We start from the raw sequence: 20093 nt of genomic DNA, 5'->3' as shown, positions 1-20093 counted from the left end.
TTTCCCCTTTTTATTGGCAGGTGCCGGTGATTGATATGTTTTGATCATGATACGAATAGGTTTGCATCTGTGTACTTAAGGTTTTGTTTTTAAAATAGGGACCGTTATGGGTATATTTTATGGTTACAATGACCTGACCAGGCAAGGTTGCATCGGCCGGAGCAGAAAAGCTTATGGTTGTTCCTTTTGGACACAGTCTGCTTCCTACTTCTGTATCGAGTGTTGCATTGAGAGTATTGCTTCTGAGATCCTGTTCGCTGTCAAGTACGGTAGAGGTCTGATTGGCTATGAGTTTGAGTTTGTAATCCTCTTGCATGACACTCCAGTAGTCTGTCATCAGTGTTATGATAAATGCCAAAGTCGGTAGAACAACAAGCAGCATCGCCATAATCTGGCCCATACCGAATCCATTGCGAAAATTATGTTTAGTTTTCATAGGATATTTTCACTCTTTGTACATGTTTTTTTCTCTGTTTTTTTCTCTGTTTTTTAAACATTTTTCTGTCTACAAGGAGAAGTTCTTTTTGTTTTTGCAGCTTGACGTTGATCTCTTTGGGTGTTTTTATCATCCATAACTGCCCTCCGTAGTTGTGAAGATTATAGACTCGCTTACTGTTAAGCGCCTGTGTTTTATAGTAATACGCCAAAAAGTTTTTAATCTCTTTTGGTGCCATTTGGAATATGACAGTATCTGCCTTGGTAAGCATTTGCTTTTCATTGTAACTGAGAAGTTTTGTCTGTCTGTTCCCGTTGATGACAAAGGTATCTATCTTTACATGTAAAGCGACATATTTTGTATAAAAGAGATCTGGAGTTTTTTTGTTTGCAGAAGGAATGGCACAGGCTATATCTACAAAATCTCCCGAACGCAGAGATGTGTCCTGGTTTCTAAAAAGAGAGAGTGCGACTGAGAGTGTGTCTTTGGTGACCTGCTGTGGTGCTTCTGTCTTTTGAGGCTGTACCTGTTTTTCTTTTTTCTTTTGCTTTTTCGCCTCTGCTTCCTGCTCGGTTTTTGGCGGTGTCGCAACAATCTTTTCAGGACGTACAGGTTCCCCTTTGTAGATATCTACATTGGCATATCGGCCTATAATCTCCGCGTCTGTCAAAGGATTAAAACTGATATAGCTTTTGGCAAGATGTGCTTTTTTAAGTGAATCTGCATTAATAACATCCCCTTTGTGTATGTTTTTTGCCGCAACAAAAACTTCAACTTCTGCTTCTTTGTGCTCTTTTGTCTTTCCCTGTTTGAGGTATAAAAGCAGTGCTACGGAGGAGCTAAAAAGCACCAGTCCGACCATTATTCCCATGATTATTCTTGTTTTTCTGTTTTTCATATTACTCCCTTTTAAAATCCCGGCATTAAGGCATCTGCTGCCATTGGAAATGCTATCATTGCGATGACTGCCGGTAAGATGAATATAAACATGACCAGCGTAATGCCTATATTCATCGTTGCGGCTTTTTTCTCTATGTTTAGCATTTCCATTGATTTAAGCTCCTGCGCCTGATTCTCAAATATAGATTTGACACCGATTCCTGTTTCCTCGGAAAGTCGCATAAATCCGACAATAGTGGCAATTGCATCACTTCCTGTACGGTTGACAAGATTTGTAAACGCTACATCGCTTGAGTATGTTATAAACTCGTTTTTAAACTTTTTAGACTCACTTAAGAGGTCTGGACCTAAAACACTTGCACCTTCTGTTGTTACTTTGTCTATGGCATTGTTGAGTCCTCCGCCCCCTTCAAGAATGATAATCAGCAAATCTATAAAGATAGGCAAATCATTTTCTATTCTTTTGATTCTTGCCTTTATCTGTTCTTCAACATATACATAGGGCATAAATATTGCTATGGCAACACCTGATAGAACTAAAAAAAGCTCAGTTAAAAAACTAAAATCCATAATAAAAATCAGCGATATCAAAGAGATGCCTGCCAAAATACTTGCAAATACTATTTCATTAAACTGTTTGCGTGTAAGTCCCGCTCTTTGAAGCTTTAATTTAAATTCTGCTTTTTTTGCACTGAAATTGTCAGTGATAATTATGTCATCTTCTTTGGCAAAAATGGCGCTTAAAAGTCTCCTGTGCTTATAATGCACATAAGCATACAAAGAGAGGAAAAAAGCGATAATGCCAAGAGAGATGAAAAGAGTAATGTATGAAAACAGTTCTATCATTTGTGTACCCTTGTCAATACTTTATTGATCATTATGCCGGTAAATACCCAAAGAGCAATACCCAAAAGCTGAAATCTTCCGTATTGGGATTCCATAAAGTACTGATGCAGTTTTCCGTCAAAGTTCCCATTCAGCGAAAAGTATAAAAAGATGGTAATTAAAACAACGACATATGAGCCTACACTGCTTTCTCTTGTAACAACATCTACTTTTTCCTGCATTTTTTCTCTGTAGCTGATCGTTTTTTCAACCTTTTCCAAAGTATTGGAAAACTGTCCGCCGCTCGCGCGCCCTATTTTAATCGCCAAGGCAAAGATACGGAGTTCTTTGGAATGGATAAACTGGTTTAAATTGTTAAAAGCCTCCATCTCTCCGATAGTATTTTTTTCCTGGAAAAATTTTGCAAATATGTCACGAAAAAGCTTGGACCCTGAAACTGAAACTGACTTGCTGAGTGCCTGTTCAAACCCAATACCGTTTTTCATCATTTTTACAAGCACTGAAATGGCAACGGCAAGTGCTTTGTTGAATTTCTTTTTTCTGTTGTCTATAATGGCACGTAAAATCATGTAGAAGATGAACGAACCAAAGGGGATACCTATAAGATACCCGCTCCAGTGGCGTAGAAAAAGTGCAAAGAGAGACCCTGCCAGGAGAGAAAATGCGAAAAAAACAAGAACAAAAATGTAGGGAGAAAAATGAAATCCCGCCTGAAGCATCAGAGCGTTTATTTTGTTTTTCAGCGTGTTTTTGCTTTCTAAATGTTTTTCCCGTAAAATGTCATCTTCATCTACATCCACAAGTGATATGACATGCTTGATGTAATTAATGTGTTTTGTCCGTTTATACTCTGCCAAGAGAATATAGCCAAGTGCAGTAGCACTGCTTGTGATGACAAAGATAAGTAATATGTCTATTTGTAATTCAGTCATTATTTTAGGTTCGGCCATCTTTCTAATATGCTTTTGCTTGAGATATAGGAGGATTGTATAATCTCAGACATATAGTTTGTTTTCCATCCGCACATTCTTTTTGGATGAAACTCCTTAAGCTCGTTTGTAAGCATCTCTTTGCTGACAACATAATCATTGTCAAAGATACGGCTCTCCATTGTGACACCGTTTTGCATCATCTTTAATATAGCACGCGAAGAACCTGAAATTGCTTTGAAATTTCCGCTTGAATCCATTGGATTGTCACTGTTGGCATTGCGTTGAAATTCAAACAGGTCCAGCATGGAAACGACACCGTTTTCTTCTATGCGTTTTTCCGGTTCAGATATTTTGACGATGCGTCTTGTTCCGTCGGGAAAACGGACGATTTGTATTATCAAATCAACAGCAGAGATAATTTGTGAGCGTACAAAGGTCATATTTGCCGTAGGACGTGCTTCTAAAAACATATTTTCAATTCTTACAATTGCCTCTTTGGTGTCATCCGCATGAATTGTTGTCATAGAACCCGGATGTCCCGTGTTCATGGCATTGAGCATCGTGACAATTTCTGGACCTCTGCACTCCCCGACAATAATACGTCGTGGACTTGAACGCAAAGCCGTACGTAACAGGCTCTCAATCGTGATCGCTCCTGCACCCTCTTCGTTTGGCGGACGTGCCTCAAAGGAGCGAATTGCATGGCAGGGCATTTGCGGTTTCATCTCTTTTGTATCTTCTATGGTGAGCAGCTGGTCGCCCTCGTCTATAAAACGGGTAATGGCATTTAAAAAAGTTGTTTTTCCGCTTGATGTACCGCCGGAGACAACAATGTTAAGTTTGCCTCGTATGGCTTTTATGAGAAAATATGCCATTTTCAAATCAATCATATTTGAGTCTATCAAGGTTTCAAAAAGCAGAGGAATCTCGCGAAATTTTCTCACAGTGACATAGGAGCCGGGATTGCCGTCGCTGTCAAGGTTTGCAGAAACAGGCGGTATTTGTATCTCTATACGTGAGCCGTCAGGCAGTTTTGCAGAGGCAATAGGGTGTGACTCATCGATTTTTCTGTTTGAAGCCATGAGCATTCTGTTAATAAAACGGCGCAAATCTTCTTCATTCCTGAATTTAAACGGTGTTGCTATAGTCTGGCCGTTGTAAATAACATCAATATAATCTTTTGTGTTGACCAAAATATCATTGAGCCCCTGTCCTGCAAGACGCATAATCGTTGAAATCGGACCGTAGTTGAGCAGATTGTCTATAACAAAGTCGGCTATTTCCGTTTTAAGGGCAGGTTTTGGCAAAGTAAACTCAGAGATATGTTTGATGACAACTTCCCGTATCATTTTTTCTGTAAGTTTTCCGTTAATATTGAGTTTTTCGACAAAAGCATCATATATAGAACAGGCAAGCTGAAAATACTCTTCATTTCTGTAAATCAGCGGGAAACAAAACTCAGAACAGAGGTTCTCTTCAATATGTACAGTTGAAGCAGTACTCTTGATCTGTACATTCTCTTCAGTGCTATTGTGCCGTTCTTTGATTTTTTCTTTTAGAGCCATCGTTTCACCTTGGACCAGAAAGAGTGTTCGCCTTTGTGGGCATTTTCATACAAAGAAGCATCATGAATAAAAAAGTTTTCTCCAAACTCTTTGAGCTTTAGCATAAAAGGCGAATCCGGGTATTCGTCGCAGACAAGTTGCGCTTCATTCCAGCACTCTCGTAAATGAACAGCATCATTCGGCAAGGCAAAAGCAATTTCAAAGTTGTGTTTTAGGCCTTTTGAGAGTATCTTTCTTGCCTCCTCCTGGGTAACACTTCCAAAAGAGTCTGAACGGTTGGCTATGATGTGTGTTTTGGAGTACCATCCGCTTTTGTCAATGATATCTATATATGTTTTTAAAATAGACATGGAAGGAATGGAAAATTCGGTAATGACAAAAATATTGTCTGCGATCTCTTGAATATCTATCTCTAAATCGACATCTTCAAAAACCCCGACATCTATAATGATAAAGTCAAATTTTTCTTTGATAAACATGATAAAGTTTAAAAACATCTGTATGTTTTCAGGTTTTTCCAGCTCTTCTCTGTCTGTATGTTTTTGTACACCCGGCACAAAATAGAGGTTGTCATTCAGCTTTTCCAAACCGTTTTCAAAGAGTTCCTGCATATCCAGATTTTGCACACTAGATATGTCAACTATGGTTTTTTTAGGCTGCGGATAATTAAAAAACAGGTTAGAAACAGCTTTTGTGTAGGCAAAATCAAGATATAAAACATTTTTGTCTGGATGGTCCTGTGCCAGTGTTTTTGCAAGATTCATAGAAATTGTTGTTGTACCCACGCCTCCGCTGATACCTGTAAATACAGATATGTTACTGTTTCCGCGTCTTTGTTTTATAATGCTTTGTGACTTGATGATGAGGTTTGTGATAAGTCCCGAATTGGCTTCTTCTTCACTGAGGTATACATCTACACCGATTTTTCCTGCCAGCAGAGAAAATTTTGTATCATTCTTGCCTATAACGATCATATAAATATTATTGTTAAAATGGATATCTTTAATTTTTTCGATATCTTCAAGACTTTCAACTCTGTAAAGCAGTACCACATCGCGGTTTTTGCTTACAGCATAAAAACTGATAAAATCATTGATGGAGTTAAAGTTTTTGACATCGGTAAATTCGTCTTTTAGATCATTGTAGCACTCTTTGTCGACCTTTGATACATAGGCTATTATCATTAATGCATTCCTCCGTTTTGACTGTTACTGTTTTGGTTGTTGTTTTGGTTGTTGTTTTGGTTGTTGTTTTGATCATTTCTGTTCTGACTGCCTCGTGAGACTTTAATGATTTCAAACTCTGTTGTTGTTCCTGGAGTGGATGCGTTAATATCTTCAATGTCTATTTTTTTCAGATGGAGAATAAGTCCTTTGTGTACTTTTTCTTTGTATTCGACAACGCTCCAATCATCATCTCGTAATACTTTGTCAACCTGTGCGTCATACTCTTTTGTTGATTGTTTTCCATATAAGACAAAGCTGACAATATTCTCAACGTTCTCAAAGAACCGTCCAAATAAACCTTTCTTTTGCTTTCCTTGATTTCTTTTACACCAGTTTAGCCAGTCGTTTGTTGAAAGGTTGACGATGTCATGTGTTGAATACGAATGTTTCTCCTGCGTTACATTTAATTCATCGTATTGACTCGAAGCAGTTGCCCAACCGAACAAACCGGAATTCATATCAAACTCCGTATTTGTTGTGATACCTTCCGTAAACGTTTTTTTATCGTTGGTCCAGTTTAAAAATCCAAATAGACTTGCCGTATGTTTGACCGTACACTGCTGCACTTCTGTGCCGTAAACACTCTCAATGCCTAAAAGTTTAAAATAATCAAACCCTTGGACGATTCCATTTTCTACCCGCATAAATGTGAGCGGCATGTGATTTACAAAATCAAAATTAACACTGACGGTCTCTGTGAGATTTTTTGAATTTTCTCCAAAGAAAAAACGAAACATGGAACCCATCATGTATGTCATAGGTTTGAAAATTTGTCCAAGAAGACTTATTTTCCCGGTATTTGGATCAATTTTTGGCTGTACATAATTTTTATTGTCGAGTTTACTTGCTAGTGCTAGGAGTGTTGTTTCTGTATCTTCTAAAACCGAATTAGATTGTATGCTGTTTCCAACGATATCCTTACCAAATAAACTTGTATCGTTTCCAAAAAACGGCATCCATTGACTCATACCAAAGAAATTTTGAAATTTACATGTAAGGCTGTTTGGGCTAAAAGTAAAAAATATGCCGTCACATCCTGTGATATCATTTATCATTAAAGCATTATAATCAAGCAAAGAGGGCTGTTTTGTAGTAGAAGCCTGATTAATGCTAGTTGTATCAATGTTAGATTCTTTTTTTATTCTATAACTTTGCTGTAGTCCAAAAATAATGTTTGCCATATATCTGTTTCTAGATTCTATTTCATCTTGGGTTAAAGCATCTACTATCGTAGTGTCGTTTTGCGGAGAAAAATATGTTTTTATTAATTTTACCATATAACCAAAAAAAGTTCTTGGTTTTTCATTGTTATAATCATTTGTATTGTCATCCTGGTAATATTTGCCGTCTCGAAAAACATCCAAAGCATAAAAAGCATCATCATGGTCAGGATCATAGTTTTGTGCGGAATCAAAAGGAATTCTATATTCACCAGTAGGCAAAATTTGTCCCATGGCATCTTTTTGCAGTTGGGGATTAGCTAAAGTTCCATCATTAATCAAAAACGGTTTTTGCCCTGAACAGCCTTCTTCCGGTAGCCCGCCGTCTTTACATGTAAAGACATTTTCTATTGTAAGTTTTACATTTGCGGCAGTTGCAATATTTGTAAAATTGGACTGGTCCTGTGCGGCATCTGAAAATTTTCCCCAAAAATTGTTGATTTTAAAATTTTGCGTATTGATTTTGACATTCTGGTACATAATCTTGTCACCATAGTCATTTTGCACGTCCTCTTCTTCATACGGTGTCTGCAACGTCACATTTGTTGTTGTCTTCGCCGAGAGTACCAGCGTCAGTACAAACAGACTTACAAGTATGATTTTTCTCATTTTTTCCCCTTTTTTAGTTTTCATCTATGTTGTTTAACACCATAATATTATGAATGTATTGACTCACTTTTTCATTCAACTGCGCATCGGTGAGACTTCTGTTTGCATCATAAAGCTCCTGCTTCTTTTGGCAGGCTGCAATAATTAGACGCTCCTGCGTATGCTGCAGATTTTCCAGCTGATTTACTTTATGCAGATTGTCATTCTCTCCGCCCATAAACCAGATAAACCAAAACAGCAGCATAATTGCCAGGAACAATGGTACCAGTGCTGCAGAACCTCTTCTCATAATTTTCCTATTGTATAACTCAGTATTGCGGCAATGCTCATAGCCGGAGCAAAGCCATAGCTTTTCTTTTTCAGAGCAGCTAAAATCACAAGATGTATCAGCCCTGAAAATATGATAAAATACCCAACCTGTGACAAACCTACAAAAAGGGCACAAAAGGCACCAAATCGTAAATCACCGCCGCCAAAAGCCATATTTAAAATAACAGGGATGATAAATATGACAAGTACAATCAAGACCGCATATAAATCATACACAGACAGGTCTGCATCCCACCATTTTAAAATAACCAACACTGCAAATGCCGGAAGTATAATTCTGTCCGGAATAACTCTTTTTTTACTGTCAATATAAGAGAGAACAGAAGCAATAACTATAAAATAAACAAATATAATCATCACATTCCCCACACTCTTTTTTGATATTTTTGTGATATTTGAGCTATTGTATGGAAGAGAAGCTTAAATTAATTTGAAGTATGTGAAAAACAATGAATTTTAGTACAAAATAAGAAAAAATAATGATAATTGTTACTTTTCGAAGTAGTTTTTGTTTTTTTAAATATAAGTTTAGATTATGATGTTGATTTTAGAGTTCACTTGCAAATCTGAGGGCATCCATACCGTACTTTTCACGCAGTTTTTGTGTCTTACATGTAAGCATATACATTTTTCTTTCTTCTTCAAAGCCTAAAAGTGAGAGCTCTTTTTTTGAATCTCTCGTAAAGCTTGAACAGTTGATACTCAAACGAATGACACAAAGACGCTTGTGAATGTCAGCCGCATGAAAAAGAGAAATGCATAAGGCATCAAACTTTTTTTCGGTAAATATTTCTGCCTGAGAGATGTTTTTATGAGATTTTTGATGCATTTCATAGGCAATACCCAAATGAAAAACAGTGGGAATTACCTGAAGTTTTATAATGGCAAAGCTGAGATGTCTGGCAAGAATGTGCACCCGTCTGAGCAGTTCTGCTCTGTCATAGAGCGGATCAAAAGTTCTGGATATTCCGATGGATTTTCTTTGATGGGTCGTTTTAATCTGCGCATCACTTTCTCCGTTGACACGTTTATAGAGCTCTTTTGCATACGGTCCCCATGACTCCAGAGTTCCCCGTCTTTTTCGCAGTTCCCCGAGTGTTTTGATTTGTGCACTGTGCAGTTTGTTTTTCATACTTTTGCCTATGCCTGCGAAATCTTCTACTTTGATGGGGTTGACAAATCCGTCAAATTCGTATTTTGTAATCGTTTTGCATCCAAAAGGTTTGGCATAGCCTGTTGCAAGTTTTGCGATGTAGCGTGTGGATGCGGCACCGATGGAGACAGGAAGCTGGAGCTCTTTTTTGATTTCATGGCGCAAGCTGTCTATAAACTGTGGTATCTCTTCATCATCTATCCATCCGCTTACATCTCCGTAAAATTCGTCAATAGATGCCTGCTCGACAAGCGGAATTTTGCGTGTTAGAAAGTCATGGAGTCTGTGAGAAAGCTCCTGGTACAAAGACATATTTGGTGCTTTGATGATGAGATGCGGACAGAGTTGCAGAGCCTGTCGAATACTCATGGCGGTTTTGATGCCATAGGCACGGGCTTCATAACTTGAAGTTGTGAGAATACCGCGGATACGTCCGTCTTCGTCCTGAAAACTTTTGAGATCATCCCCGTTTTCATAGGCTTTATAAAAAGTCGGTACAAACGAACCGGAATTTTCAAAATTGACTCTCTGGTTCTTTGCGTCTTTGGTAAATATTTTTGTATCGCTTCTTCCGCCGATGGCAACAGGTTTGTGTTCCAAAGAAGGCTCAAGTATACGAGCTGCACTGACAAAAAAGCAGTCGATGTCAATATGGATTTTCATAATTTAATATTAGCAGAGAAAAAAGAAATCTTTTAAAAGTATTGCAAATTGACAAAAATATATTATAATTTCATCAAATTATTTTAATAAGGAAAGCGGATATGGCACAGGTACCCGAAGATATAGGATGTGAAAATAAAGAGTGTATAGCAAAAGACGAGTGTAAAAGACAGGTGATAGCAAAAAACGGTACAGCACGAGAAATCAGAGAATTCGGCGGCACTGCAACAAAAAAATGCGGTAAGTTTTTAGAAAAATAGATGAGATATTTTTTAGCGGTTTTTATACTTCTTCTCTTTGGGGGATGCAGTATAAAAAACTATGAACATACAAAGGCAAAAATAGTCATTATAAAATCTCCAAGACTAAAGTTTTCTGACATAGGCTATATACGGCACAGCAAAGATGCGATAGAACTGGAACTTTTTGTTGCGGGGCATGTGCTTCAGCGCATTCATATAAATCATCTGATCTGTGTGAATGAGGGATGTATGAGCAAAAGCAGTTTTAATCAAGAGTATTTGTCTGGTGTTTATCCTCCTTCTTTGCTGCAAAACGTAATATTGGGGAAAGAAATATATGACGGTAAAAACAGCTTAAAAAAAGATAACGGATTTATACAAAATATAAAAACTTCAGATGTAGATATAAAATATAGGGTAAACTCCCGAGAAATTTATTTTAAAGACAAAAAAAACCATATACTCATTAAAATTAAGGAACCAAACTGATGACAGGCCATAAATATGTAGGCGCACATGTAAGTGCAAGCGGCGGTGTGTACAATGCACCGCTTAATGCCAAAGCCATAGGTGCAAAAGCCTTTGCCCTTTTTACGAAAAACCAAAGACAGTGGGTTGCAAAACCTCTTGACAATGAGACGATACAAAAGTTTAAAACTGCTTTGCAAGAGAGCGGAATTTTACCAAAACATGTACTGCCGCATGACAGTTATTTGATAAATCTGGGGCATCCCGAAGCTGATAAACTTGAAAAATCACGCGTGGCTTTTATAGATGAACTGGAGCGCTGTGATGCTTTGGGACTAGACAAACTGAACTTTCACCCCGGCAGCCATTTGGCGAAACTTACCAAAAAACAAAAAGAAGACAAGGCCCTTTTAGAGGAAATCGAAAACAAATGTCTGGATGTGATAGCCGAGTCCATCAATCTGGCACTTGATAAAACACAAAATGTCAAAGCAGTCATAGAAAATACGGCAGGGCAGGGCAGTAACCTTGGGTATAAGTTTGAACATCTGGCATATATCATAGACAAGGTAGAAGACAAATCAAGAATCGGTGTCTGTATAGATACCTGTCATATGTTTACTGCGGGTTATGATATACGCACGCGTGAAGCCTATGAGAGAACATGGAATGCATTTGGTGAGATTGTCGGCTTTGAGTATCTGAGCGGGATGCATCTGAATGATTCAAAACCGCCTTTGGGGAGCAGAGTGGACAGACATCACTCACTGGGCAAGGGTGAAATCGGACTGGATGCGTTTAGATTCATCATGAACGATGAACGCATGGATGATATACCGCTTATCCTGGAAACGATAGATGAAACGATATGGGCTGAGGAGATAGCACTTTTATACTCGTTCCAGCTCTAAGCCGGCACTAAAGTGCGGGCTTTGTGTCTTTTATAGATATTTGAGGAAAAATAAGATAGTATTGTCCGCAGAAAATATCAAAAAGAGAAAAAATATGAAAAAAACAGTGTTTATGTCATTGATGGCAAGTTCGATAATAATGGCGGGCGGATATAAAATTCCGGAAACTTCTACAAACTCAGTTGCTCTTGGGGGAGCAAATATTGCCCATACAAAAAATGCCGATGCTGCATATGACAATCCGGCAAATATGGTTTTTATGGATGATGCACAACATGCAGAAGTGGATTTGATGTATGTAGGGTTAAGCTCTACAAACTTTAAGGGAACTTACGCAAAAACACTTACAGGCGCAGAAGAACTCAATTCGGAAAAACAGACTTTTATTCTTCCTTCACTCCATTATGTCTCTCCAAAACTTGGTCAAAACGGTGTGCGTGTCGGTTTGAGTATCACTGTGCCTGCCGGACTGAGCAGACAATGGGAAGAGGGTTCTGCCAAACTTGTTTCTCAGGAGTTTACATTAAAGATTGTAGAAGTGAGCCCAAGTGTTGCGTATAAAATTACAAACACCCTGGCATTGGCATTTGGTTTTAGAGCGGTGCATACAAGCGGGGTTGTAAAAAGCAGTGAAAGCGCAATTGTCAATGCATCTCCTTTGGCAACATCCTATATCAGCCGTGATCTTGAAGGAAGCTCTTTGGATTTCGGGTATAATCTCGCCCTGGCATACCACCCGACAAAAGCACTGGAACTGGCTGCCACATACCGTTCGAATGTAAATTTGACGGTAGAAGGAAGCGCGAGACTCTCATCAACGGCTGCATTGGGAGGAGCCATTCCTGCAGGTTCATATAACGGTGAGGCAAGTGTGAGTATTCCTCTCCCTGCAACATTGATGCTTGCCGGAGCTTATACATTTGAGAAGACAAAAACAACAGTAGAAGTTGTTTATGAAAAAGCATACTGGTCTGCCTATAAATCTCTTGATTTTGAGTATGACGGATCACTTACAAACCCGGTTTTGATTGCTGCCTTTGATAATCCCAAACCTAAAAACTGGAAAGATACAAACACATTTCGTTTGGGTATTACGCAGGAGTTGGACAAGGTAACTTTACGGGCAGGTGCGATTTATGATGAAACTCCAACGCCGGAGTCTACACTCAATTTTGAATCACCGGGAAGCAATGCATACTCTTTTTCATTTGGCGGACGTTATCAAATAAATGATAGTATGGATATAGGCTTGTCAGCATTGTACTCCATAAAAAAAGACAGAACAATTTCTGGAACGACGAATATAAACGGACTGGACGGTACATTCAGCAACTCTAGAGCGCTGCTTGTTTCAGCCGGTTTAGGGTATAAATTTTAAGGAAATAATTGAAAACACTAGTTAACTTTTTAAACGAAAAAGAGATTGAAAAATCGGAGATATTTATCCATCTAAAATGCAGTATCAATGAAGCAAAGATACTGCAGTATATTGCGCACAGGTATATGAAAGGACAGGATGATGTACTTGTCCTAGATTTGCTGCAGGATTTGTACAAAAGTGAAAACTATGAACATTTGGTACATTTAAGAGAACTGAAAAGTCTGCTTGAACTCGGTTGGCTGCATCAGCAAAGCTTTACTCCTGTAAAAATAGCGGATGTAACACCGCTTGAACTTTTAAACACTGCAGTAGGGCTCACACCTGCTTTTTTAAAACTCTTACAGGACGGCACACTGGATTTGGATTTGCCTGAAGTAAAGCCCTACTCTGACCATCTTGAGTACCTGCAGGATCAGTTTTTCCGGATTGAACTCTATCAGAAAATGAGTGTGATTCGTCAAAATGTACATGAACATTCTCTCGGTATTGACAGACTGCAAAACAAACTCGAACTGCTTGAAAAGCGCATTGAAGAGCGGGTAAAACAGAGCTCTGAAAATCTTGTGTTGGACAAATTTTTCAAACAGAAGAAAATGAGCAACTATGAGCAGGTAATTTTTATTGCACTGCTTCGTGAAGAGTACGGATCGACTGATTCTTCTTTGCGGGAGATGAATACGTTGATAGATTTGATTTCGCTTGATGAGTATGAACGTATTAAAAACCGTTCATTGTTAGAAGAGGGCTCAAACCTTTTAAGCAATGGGATTATAGATTATGAAGAGATGCTCAATCCTTTTGGCGGAATCAGCCGTTCTTTCTATATAGTAGACGATGTCTTACAAAAAATTATTCATCCGCAAAAAACAAAAAAAGTAACACGCTTAAAACTGAATGCTTTGGTAGAAGAACAGGATATTTTTGAACTGGTAGAACCTGAGACTTCTTTGGATGATGTCGTGCTTAATTCCAAAACAAAAGAGACGCTTGAAAACCTGATGAAACAGGTAGATAAAGAAGTTGTGAGCCGCCTTGTAAAATGGGGTATAAAAGATAAAAAAAGTGGTATAGATGCCAGAATAATCTTTTACGGACCTGCAGGGACAGGAAAAACAATGACGGCATACTCTCTGGCAAAATCACTCAAACGCCAGGTTTTGGCCTTTGACTGTTCTAAGATTCTTTCTATGTATGTAGGAGAGAGTGAAAAAAATGTCCGTAAAATCTTTGATACTTTTTATGAATTGAGCGAAAAAACAAAAACAGAACCTATACTGTTACTCAATGAAGCAGACCAGTTTTTAGGTGCTAGAAGCAGCGGTAATATCACAGGCTCGGATCAGATGCACAACCAGATGCAAAATATCTTTTTGGAACAGATTGAAAATTTCAGAGGAATGCTCATAGCAACAACCAACCTGCTCGAAAACATCGATAAAGCCTTCTCAAGACGATTTAATTACAAAATCGAGTTTAAAAAACCGGACAAAGAACAACGGGTACAGCTTTGGAAGAAAATGTTACCAAAAGAAGCACCTTATGAGGACAACTTCAATGTTGCAGCGCTTGCAGAATATTCTCTTACCGGTGGACAGATTAGTCTCATAATCAAAAACACAGCCTATAAAGTCGCTGTGCGGGAGAATCCGCTCTTTACGCTTGATGACTTTATTGATGAAATCAAGCGTGAAAAAGATGCGAACTTTGACAGTGAGAAATCTATGGGATTTTTAAACAAATAATTTTAAAGCTTCTTTTAAACTAACAAAATATTTACTCGTATCAGTGTTGCGATAAGTGACATTTGGTATGAGTTGTCTTCCACAAAACTTTTTTTTAATATTCATTTTGCTATAGTGCAGTAACTGTTTTTTCTAGTAACAAATGAAAATAGGTTTGTAACAAAAACCGTTTTTCATCGTTAGAAAACAAATATAAAAATCAGTTATATTTTTAATAAATATAACTTTTAAAATAAAAGGTAGGTTATATGGAGCATATAGTGACTTCAAATCCGTATTTTGGGGTATTTGTACTTTTTGTTATAACATTTGGTGCGTTTATTACAACGACTGTCGTCGCCCGATTGGCGAGTCGTGCATTGGCACGTAAAGACAGTGAAAAAATCAAACTTTCAGTGTATGAATGTGGACCTGAAATTACTAAGCAGCCAAACAGGGTATCACCGCAGTTTTATCTGTTTGCATTGCTTTTTTTGCTTTTTGATGTGGAAATAGTATTTATGTTCCCTTGGGCAGTAGATTTTAAAGTGCTTGGTTGGTTCGGTTTTGCTGAAATGATAATGTTTATATTGTTATTGGCAATAGGTTTTGTATATGCATGGAAAAAAGGAGCGCTGGAATGGCACAACATAAAGTAAATTATACACAGGACGGTGGTTTACCGATAGCACTGACAAGCGTGGATAAAATTGTAAACTGGGGACGTTCTAATTCTCTATGGGCACTAACATACGGTCTTGCATGTTGCGGTATTGAAATGATGGCATCAGGTGCTTCACGATTTGACTTTGACCGTTACGGAACAATTTTCCGTGCGAGTCCCCGTCAGGCGGATGTTATGATAGTTGCCGGTACACTTACCAAAAAGCATGCAGAGTTCATCAAACGTCTGTATGACCAGATGACCGAACCGAGATGGGTAATATCAATGGGTTCATGTGCAAATACAGGTGGAATGTTCAATACCTATGCGACAGTGCAGGGATGTGACAGAATTATTCCGGTTGATCTGTATCTTCCCGGTTGCGCACCGCGTCCGGAAACACTGCAGTACGGTGTAATGTTGTTACAAAAGAAAATTCGTGCAAACAAAGCAGGCAATGCACAAAAAGCTAAAAGGTTACTGTAATATGAGAGCGTATAAACCTAAAGACAATGTACAGGCAAAGGCATACTATACAGACAGATTTTATGTAGCGCCGCAGGTACCGAAAACAGCGGTAGAAGAAGATGCGGTTTTTGCTGCAGATTTAGAGGCGATTCAAGCAAAATTTGAAGTGAAAGAGGCCTATATTCAAGTGGAACAAATGGTCGTATACATCAATGCGCATGATATTTACGGTGTGCTTGAATTGATGCGTGATGAGTTGGAATATACACAGCTTTCAGAAATGTCTGCTATTGACTGGCTGGCAAAAGATGATACATTCGAAATTTTTTATCAGATGCTTTCCATGACAAAGCGCAAACGTATCCGTGTGAAATATTTCATTAAAAACGGAGAGGCTGTTGACAGTGTTGAAAAGCTTTTCAGAAGTGCTGACTGGAGTGAACGTGAAATGTTTGATATGTTTGGCATTGAAGCGAACAACCATCCGTTTATGAAAAGAATTTTAATGCCGTATGACTGGGAAGGCTACCCTCTTTTGAAAACATATCCTCTTGAAGGGGATGAATTCGCAGCATGGTATGAAGTAGATAAAATTTACGGAAAAGAAGCACGTGACATCATAGGTCCTGAACTTCGCGATACTGCAAGAGTGGACAGATACGATTCTGAGCGTTTTGCACGTCTTGGACATGAAGTTCCAAAGGGTACAAAAATTACCGGTGACGAGCCGGCAGTTACGCATTCGTATCAGGAAGAAGGCGGCGTTTTCCTCATCAAAAAACTTGATAAAGAGTCATCAGTAGTTATTGATGATCCGCAAAGATAAGGTGGTATAAAATATGGCACAGGTAAAAAACAGATTAACACCGTTTTTTGAAAATATAACATTTGACAGAGATGACAATGAACTAATATTAAACTTTGGTCCACAGCATCCGTCTGCTCACGGGCAATTACGTTTAATGCTGCATCTGCAACAAGAACAGATTGTAAAAGCACATCCTGATATCGGATACTTGCACCGCGGTATGGAAAAAATGGCTGAAAACATGATTTATAACGAGTTTATGCCGACGACAGACCGCATGGACTATATCGCATCATCTTCAAACAACTACGGATTTGCTCTGGCTGTTGAAAAACTTATCGGGCTTGAAGTCCCTCGCCGTGCAAAAGTTATCCGTATGCTGCTTTTAGAAATCAACCGTCTGATGTCTCACCTTTTCTGGCTGGCGACGACGGCACTTGACATCGGCGCTATGACGGTTTTTCTTTTTGCATTCCGTGAAAGAGAATACCTGATGGATATTATCGAAGGCTATTGTGGTGCACGTTTGACACATGCAGCAATTCGTATAGGTGGAGTCCCTCTCGATCTGCAGGATGGATTTTTACACCAGCTCAGAGTATTTTTAAATAAACTGCCGCAGAATATCAAAGATTATGAAGACCTTTTGGACTCTAACCGTATTTGGCTGATGAGAATGGAAGAGGTGGGCGTGATTTCTACAGAGATGGCACTTTCATGGGGCTGTACAGGTCCAATGCTCAGAGCTTCAGGTGTTGCATGGGATATTCGTAAAGAAGAGCCGTATGAACTTTATGATGAAGTGGAGTTTGATGTTCCTTTTTCAGACAAAGGTGACAACTTTGCCCGCTACCGTATTTATATGGAAGAGATGCGTCAAAGTGCGAAGATTCTGTACCAATGTATAGAAATGTATGAAAAATGTGAAAAAGACGGTCAGACTGACTTGATGGCACATGCACCGAAGTATATTTCGGCACCGAAAATCGACATAATGACACAAAACTACTCATTAATGCAGCATTTCGTTCTTGTAACACAGGGAATGAGACCGCCGGTCGGTGAAGTGTATGTTCCTACAGAATCACCAAAAGGTGAGCTTGGATTCTACATCAATTCCCAAGGCGGTCCGTATCCGTACAGACTGAAACTGCGTGCGCCTTCATTCTGGCATACAGGAATCTTAACCGACCTTTTACCGGGTCACTATATTCCGGATGTTGTATCAATAATCGGTACAACGAACATAGTTTTCGGGGAGGTTGACAGATAATGAAACGATATGATTTAAGACATTTAAAAGATAATTTTGAACCTCGTATGAAAGAGATTTTAGAAGAAAAACACAAACCGACGGAGACGTTGATATTTCTTTTTGAAATAGGAGATTTTTCTCCGATCCAAAGAAGTGCTGATTTGGTAAAAGAGTGTGGGTATGAACTGTATAACTCATTAAAATTTAACGAAGTCGACTGGACTATCGTAGTGAAAAAATAGGGATTGAATGTGAGCAAAGTATATTTTTCTACTTGGAATGGTGAGCTTGTTAACAATATCGGCAAACCACAAGAAGAGTGGGAAGAGTCAGCTTATAACTTACCGGCACAATATGATGATCACCGTGATTCAAAAGCTTTTATCGGCTGGGACGGTGTTTCGTTGTTTCATGAGGATGTGGATGTTATTCGTTTAGCGATGGAATATGCTGCACAGTATCAAGTCTATTCAGAAGCATGCGGAAGATGTGCTCCTGGAAGATGGGGTGGCCGTATTTTATATGACCAGCTTGATAAAATTGCTCGTGGTGAAGGTGAATTGGCTGATTTGGACCACTTAAAAGAGATTGGTAAAAGTATGCAGATAACATCCAAGTGTGAGATTGGGAAAACAGTTCCAAATCCTATTTTGGACTTAATGACGCATTTCGAAGATACATTTCTGGAGTGTATCAATGAAAAGAAAAAATCAAAACATTATGATGAAAAAATCGGCTATATAGCAAAAATAACAGCACCGTGTACGGATGCCTGTCCTGCGCATGTTGATATACCCGGATATATTGAAGGTGTCAGAGACTTGCGTTTTGACGATTCCCTGGAAGCAACACGCCAGACAATGCCGCTTGCACATACCTGTGGACGTGTCTGTCCGCATCCGTGTGAAGATGCCTGTCGAAGAACCAATCTTGATGAGCCTATTTCAATTATGGCACTCAAACGCCTTGGTGCAGACTGGGAAACAGACCATGAATATGAATTTTTTCATCCGATGGAGAAGAAGCCGCCGATTGACAAAAAAGTTGCTGTTATCGGTGCAGGTCCAGCGGGACTGACGACTGCGTATTATCTTGCTGCAGAAGGCATAAAAGTCGATGTATATGAGGATCTCCCTGTTTTAGGCGGTGAAGTGGCTGTGGGTGTTCCTGAGTACCGTATGCCGGTTGACAAATACAATCAGGATATAGAATGTGTCCGCGATATGGGTGTGAACTTTATCACAAATTCGAGAATCGGTGCCGACGATATGCGCAGATTTGAAAAAGAGTATGATGCAACGATGGTGGCTGTAGGGACAAGGATCTCCAAAAAAGTCCGTTGTGAAAATGAAAGACCAGAGATTAAGGGTTACTGGGGCGCTATTGATTTTCTTGACCGTGTGAATCTGTATGAAAAATACGGCATCACCATTCCTAAAGAGGTGCAGGAAGAGAATCTGCTTACTACAGACTATGTGGACCTGACAGGCAAAACCGTGGTCTGCGTGGGCGGCGGATTTACTTCAATGGATGTTGTACGTTGTGCAATTCGGGCCAATGCCAAAAAAGTCTATATGATATACCGTCGTGATGAAAAAACCATTATACGCAATACAACCTATGAAGAGTACCATGAAGCGGTTGAAGAGGGTGTCGAGTTTCTGTTTCACTCCGCTGTAAACAAAATTACGACAGATGAAAATGACATTTTACGAGAACTTCTGATTGACAAGTTTGAGCTTGTTCCTGATCCAAACGGCGGACGTGCACAGCTTGTAAAAATAGAGGGTGAATCCTATACCATTGAAGCAGACTATCTGATTCCTGCTGTTTCTCAGTCGGCTGATTTGGATTTACTGCCTGAAGAGTGGGACATTGAGATGACTTCATGGGCGACTATTAAGACAAACGGCAAAGACTATATGACATCACGCAAAGGTATTTTTGCCGCAGGTGACTGTGAATACGGTCCTATGACGATTGTCAATGCGGTCGGTCAAGCCAAACGTGCGGCTTCTGTTATGGCCCGATATGTACAGACCGGTGAAGTAAGCTTGACTGATGATGAGATTATGGAAGATCATCTTGTAAAACTGAAAGTTTATGATAAAAAAGAGAAAGTTACCGGCTGGTTGCCGGGTCTTCCTCGTGAGCACTCTTCTGTTTTGGATGTTGAAGTGAGAAAGCATAATAATGCGGAAGTAAATCTTGGTTTCACACAGGAACAGGCTTTAAGTGAAGCTGAGAGATGTATGCGTTGTTATTATATAGCAATGGTACAGGCATAAGGGGAGT

The 20093-nt window shown here is 39.1% G+C and carries 21 protein-coding genes; 11 read left to right on the top strand and 10 right to left on the bottom strand.

Translation table 11 applies throughout. The features are described from left to right. Window positions 1-10: 10 nt before the first annotated feature. The 10 genes from MLC52_RS10495 to MLC52_RS10450 form a co-directional block, all read right to left on the bottom strand. Window positions 11-436 carry a hypothetical protein gene (locus MLC52_RS10495; protein ID WP_434580348.1) on the bottom strand — a complete coding sequence of 142 codons (426 nt, stop codon included), beginning with the start codon at window positions 434-436 and terminating at the stop codon, window positions 11-13. Next, window positions 426-1334, bottom strand: coding sequence for an SAF domain-containing protein (locus tag MLC52_RS10490; protein WP_434580347.1), 909 nt, complete (start codon window positions 1332-1334; stop codon window positions 426-428). Before MLC52_RS10490 ends, MLC52_RS10495 begins: the two co-directional genes overlap by 11 nt. Before the next feature lie 11 nt (window positions 1335-1345). Next, the gene (locus tag MLC52_RS10485; protein ID WP_434580345.1) at window positions 1346-2182 is read right to left on the bottom strand and encodes a type II secretion system F family protein; all 837 of its coding nucleotides are present in this window, start codon (window positions 2180-2182) and stop codon (window positions 1346-1348) included. Next, window positions 2179-3114: a type II secretion system F family protein gene (locus MLC52_RS10480; RefSeq protein ID WP_151899540.1), complete on the bottom strand. Its 936-nt coding sequence runs from the start codon at window positions 3112-3114 to the stop codon at window positions 2179-2181. Before MLC52_RS10480 ends, MLC52_RS10485 begins: the two co-directional genes overlap by 4 nt. Next, entirely contained in the window at window positions 3114-4679 is a 1566-nt protein-coding gene (locus MLC52_RS10475) for a CpaF family protein (RefSeq protein ID WP_434580343.1), read from the bottom strand. The genes MLC52_RS10480 and MLC52_RS10475 overlap by 1 nt, the downstream gene beginning before the upstream one ends. Further along, entirely contained in the window at window positions 4670-5863 is a 1194-nt protein-coding gene (locus tag MLC52_RS10470; RefSeq protein ID WP_434580342.1) for an AAA family ATPase, read from the bottom strand. Before MLC52_RS10470 ends, MLC52_RS10475 begins: the two co-directional genes overlap by 10 nt. Next, the gene (locus MLC52_RS10465; protein WP_434580340.1) at window positions 5863-7734 is read right to left on the bottom strand and encodes a hypothetical protein; all 1872 of its coding nucleotides are present in this window, start codon (window positions 7732-7734) and stop codon (window positions 5863-5865) included. The genes MLC52_RS10470 and MLC52_RS10465 overlap by 1 nt, the downstream gene beginning before the upstream one ends. Window positions 7735-7747: 13 nt before the next feature. Further along, complete coding sequence (locus MLC52_RS10460) at window positions 7748-8023, bottom strand: hypothetical protein (protein WP_434580339.1); 276 nt, start codon at window positions 8021-8023, stop codon at window positions 7748-7750. After that, complete coding sequence (locus MLC52_RS10455) at window positions 8020-8421, bottom strand: prepilin peptidase (protein WP_151899545.1); 402 nt, start codon at window positions 8419-8421, stop codon at window positions 8020-8022. Before MLC52_RS10455 ends, MLC52_RS10460 begins: the two co-directional genes overlap by 4 nt. A 190-nt stretch (window positions 8422-8611) precedes the next feature. Next, a complete protein-coding gene (locus tag MLC52_RS10450; RefSeq protein WP_434580338.1) occupies window positions 8612-9880 on the bottom strand; it encodes a Y-family DNA polymerase in 1269 nt (422 codons plus the stop codon). Window positions 9881-9981: 101 nt separating this feature from the next. Here MLC52_RS10450 and MLC52_RS10445 point away from each other — a divergent pair, with 101 nt between their 5' ends. The 11 genes from MLC52_RS10445 to MLC52_RS10395 all read left to right on the top strand — a co-directional run bounded on the left by MLC52_RS10445 (window position 9982) and on the right by MLC52_RS10395 (window position 20086). Further along, entirely contained in the window at window positions 9982-10140 is a 159-nt protein-coding gene (locus MLC52_RS10445) for a hypothetical protein (protein ID WP_188110025.1), read from the top strand. Beyond that, complete coding sequence (locus MLC52_RS10440) at window positions 10141-10611, top strand: hypothetical protein (RefSeq protein WP_346389622.1); 471 nt, start codon at window positions 10141-10143, stop codon at window positions 10609-10611. Beyond that, window positions 10611-11501, top strand: a complete 891-nt coding sequence (gene nfo, locus MLC52_RS10435; protein ID WP_434580336.1) for a deoxyribonuclease IV — start codon at window positions 10611-10613, stop codon at window positions 11499-11501. Before MLC52_RS10440 ends, nfo begins: the two co-directional genes overlap by 1 nt. Before the next feature lie 94 nt (window positions 11502-11595). After that, entirely contained in the window at window positions 11596-12879 is a 1284-nt protein-coding gene (locus tag MLC52_RS10430; RefSeq protein ID WP_151899549.1) for an OmpP1/FadL family transporter, read from the top strand. Between the two features lie 8 nt (window positions 12880-12887). Continuing rightward, entirely contained in the window at window positions 12888-14624 is a 1737-nt protein-coding gene (locus MLC52_RS10425) for an ATP-binding protein (protein ID WP_434580334.1), read from the top strand. Between the two features lie 248 nt (window positions 14625-14872). After that, a complete protein-coding gene (locus MLC52_RS10420; RefSeq protein ID WP_151899551.1) occupies window positions 14873-15262 on the top strand; it encodes an NAD(P)H-quinone oxidoreductase subunit 3 in 390 nt (129 codons plus the stop codon). Next, complete coding sequence (locus tag MLC52_RS10415; RefSeq protein ID WP_346389619.1) at window positions 15244-15753, top strand: NuoB/complex I 20 kDa subunit family protein; 510 nt, start codon at window positions 15244-15246, stop codon at window positions 15751-15753. The genes MLC52_RS10420 and MLC52_RS10415 overlap by 19 nt, the downstream gene beginning before the upstream one ends. 1 nt (window position 15754) lies before the next feature. Further along, window positions 15755-16561, top strand: a complete 807-nt coding sequence (locus MLC52_RS10410) for an NADH-quinone oxidoreductase subunit C (RefSeq protein ID WP_418640680.1) — start codon at window positions 15755-15757, stop codon at window positions 16559-16561. Between the two features lie 13 nt (window positions 16562-16574). Further along, window positions 16575-17816: an NADH dehydrogenase (quinone) subunit D gene (gene nuoD / locus MLC52_RS10405; protein ID WP_151899554.1), complete on the top strand. Its 1242-nt coding sequence runs from the start codon at window positions 16575-16577 to the stop codon at window positions 17814-17816. After that, entirely contained in the window at window positions 17816-18040 is a 225-nt protein-coding gene (locus tag MLC52_RS10400; protein WP_151899555.1) for an NADH-ubiquinone oxidoreductase subunit E family protein, read from the top strand. Before nuoD ends, MLC52_RS10400 begins: the two co-directional genes overlap by 1 nt. Before the next feature lie 9 nt (window positions 18041-18049). Beyond that, the gene (locus tag MLC52_RS10395; RefSeq protein ID WP_151899556.1) at window positions 18050-20086 is read left to right on the top strand and encodes an FAD-dependent oxidoreductase; all 2037 of its coding nucleotides are present in this window, start codon (window positions 18050-18052) and stop codon (window positions 20084-20086) included. The last annotated feature ends 7 nt before the right edge of the window (window positions 20087-20093 follow it).

Origin of the sequence: Sulfurimonas sp. NW15, assembly GCF_051132285.1 — a bacterium.
Classification (GTDB): domain Bacteria; phylum Campylobacterota; class Campylobacteria; order Campylobacterales; family Sulfurimonadaceae; genus Sulfurimonas; species Sulfurimonas hydrogeniphila.
The sequence above is the reverse complement of the archived record's forward strand: the minus strand, read 5'-3'. Positions and strand labels throughout refer to the sequence as shown.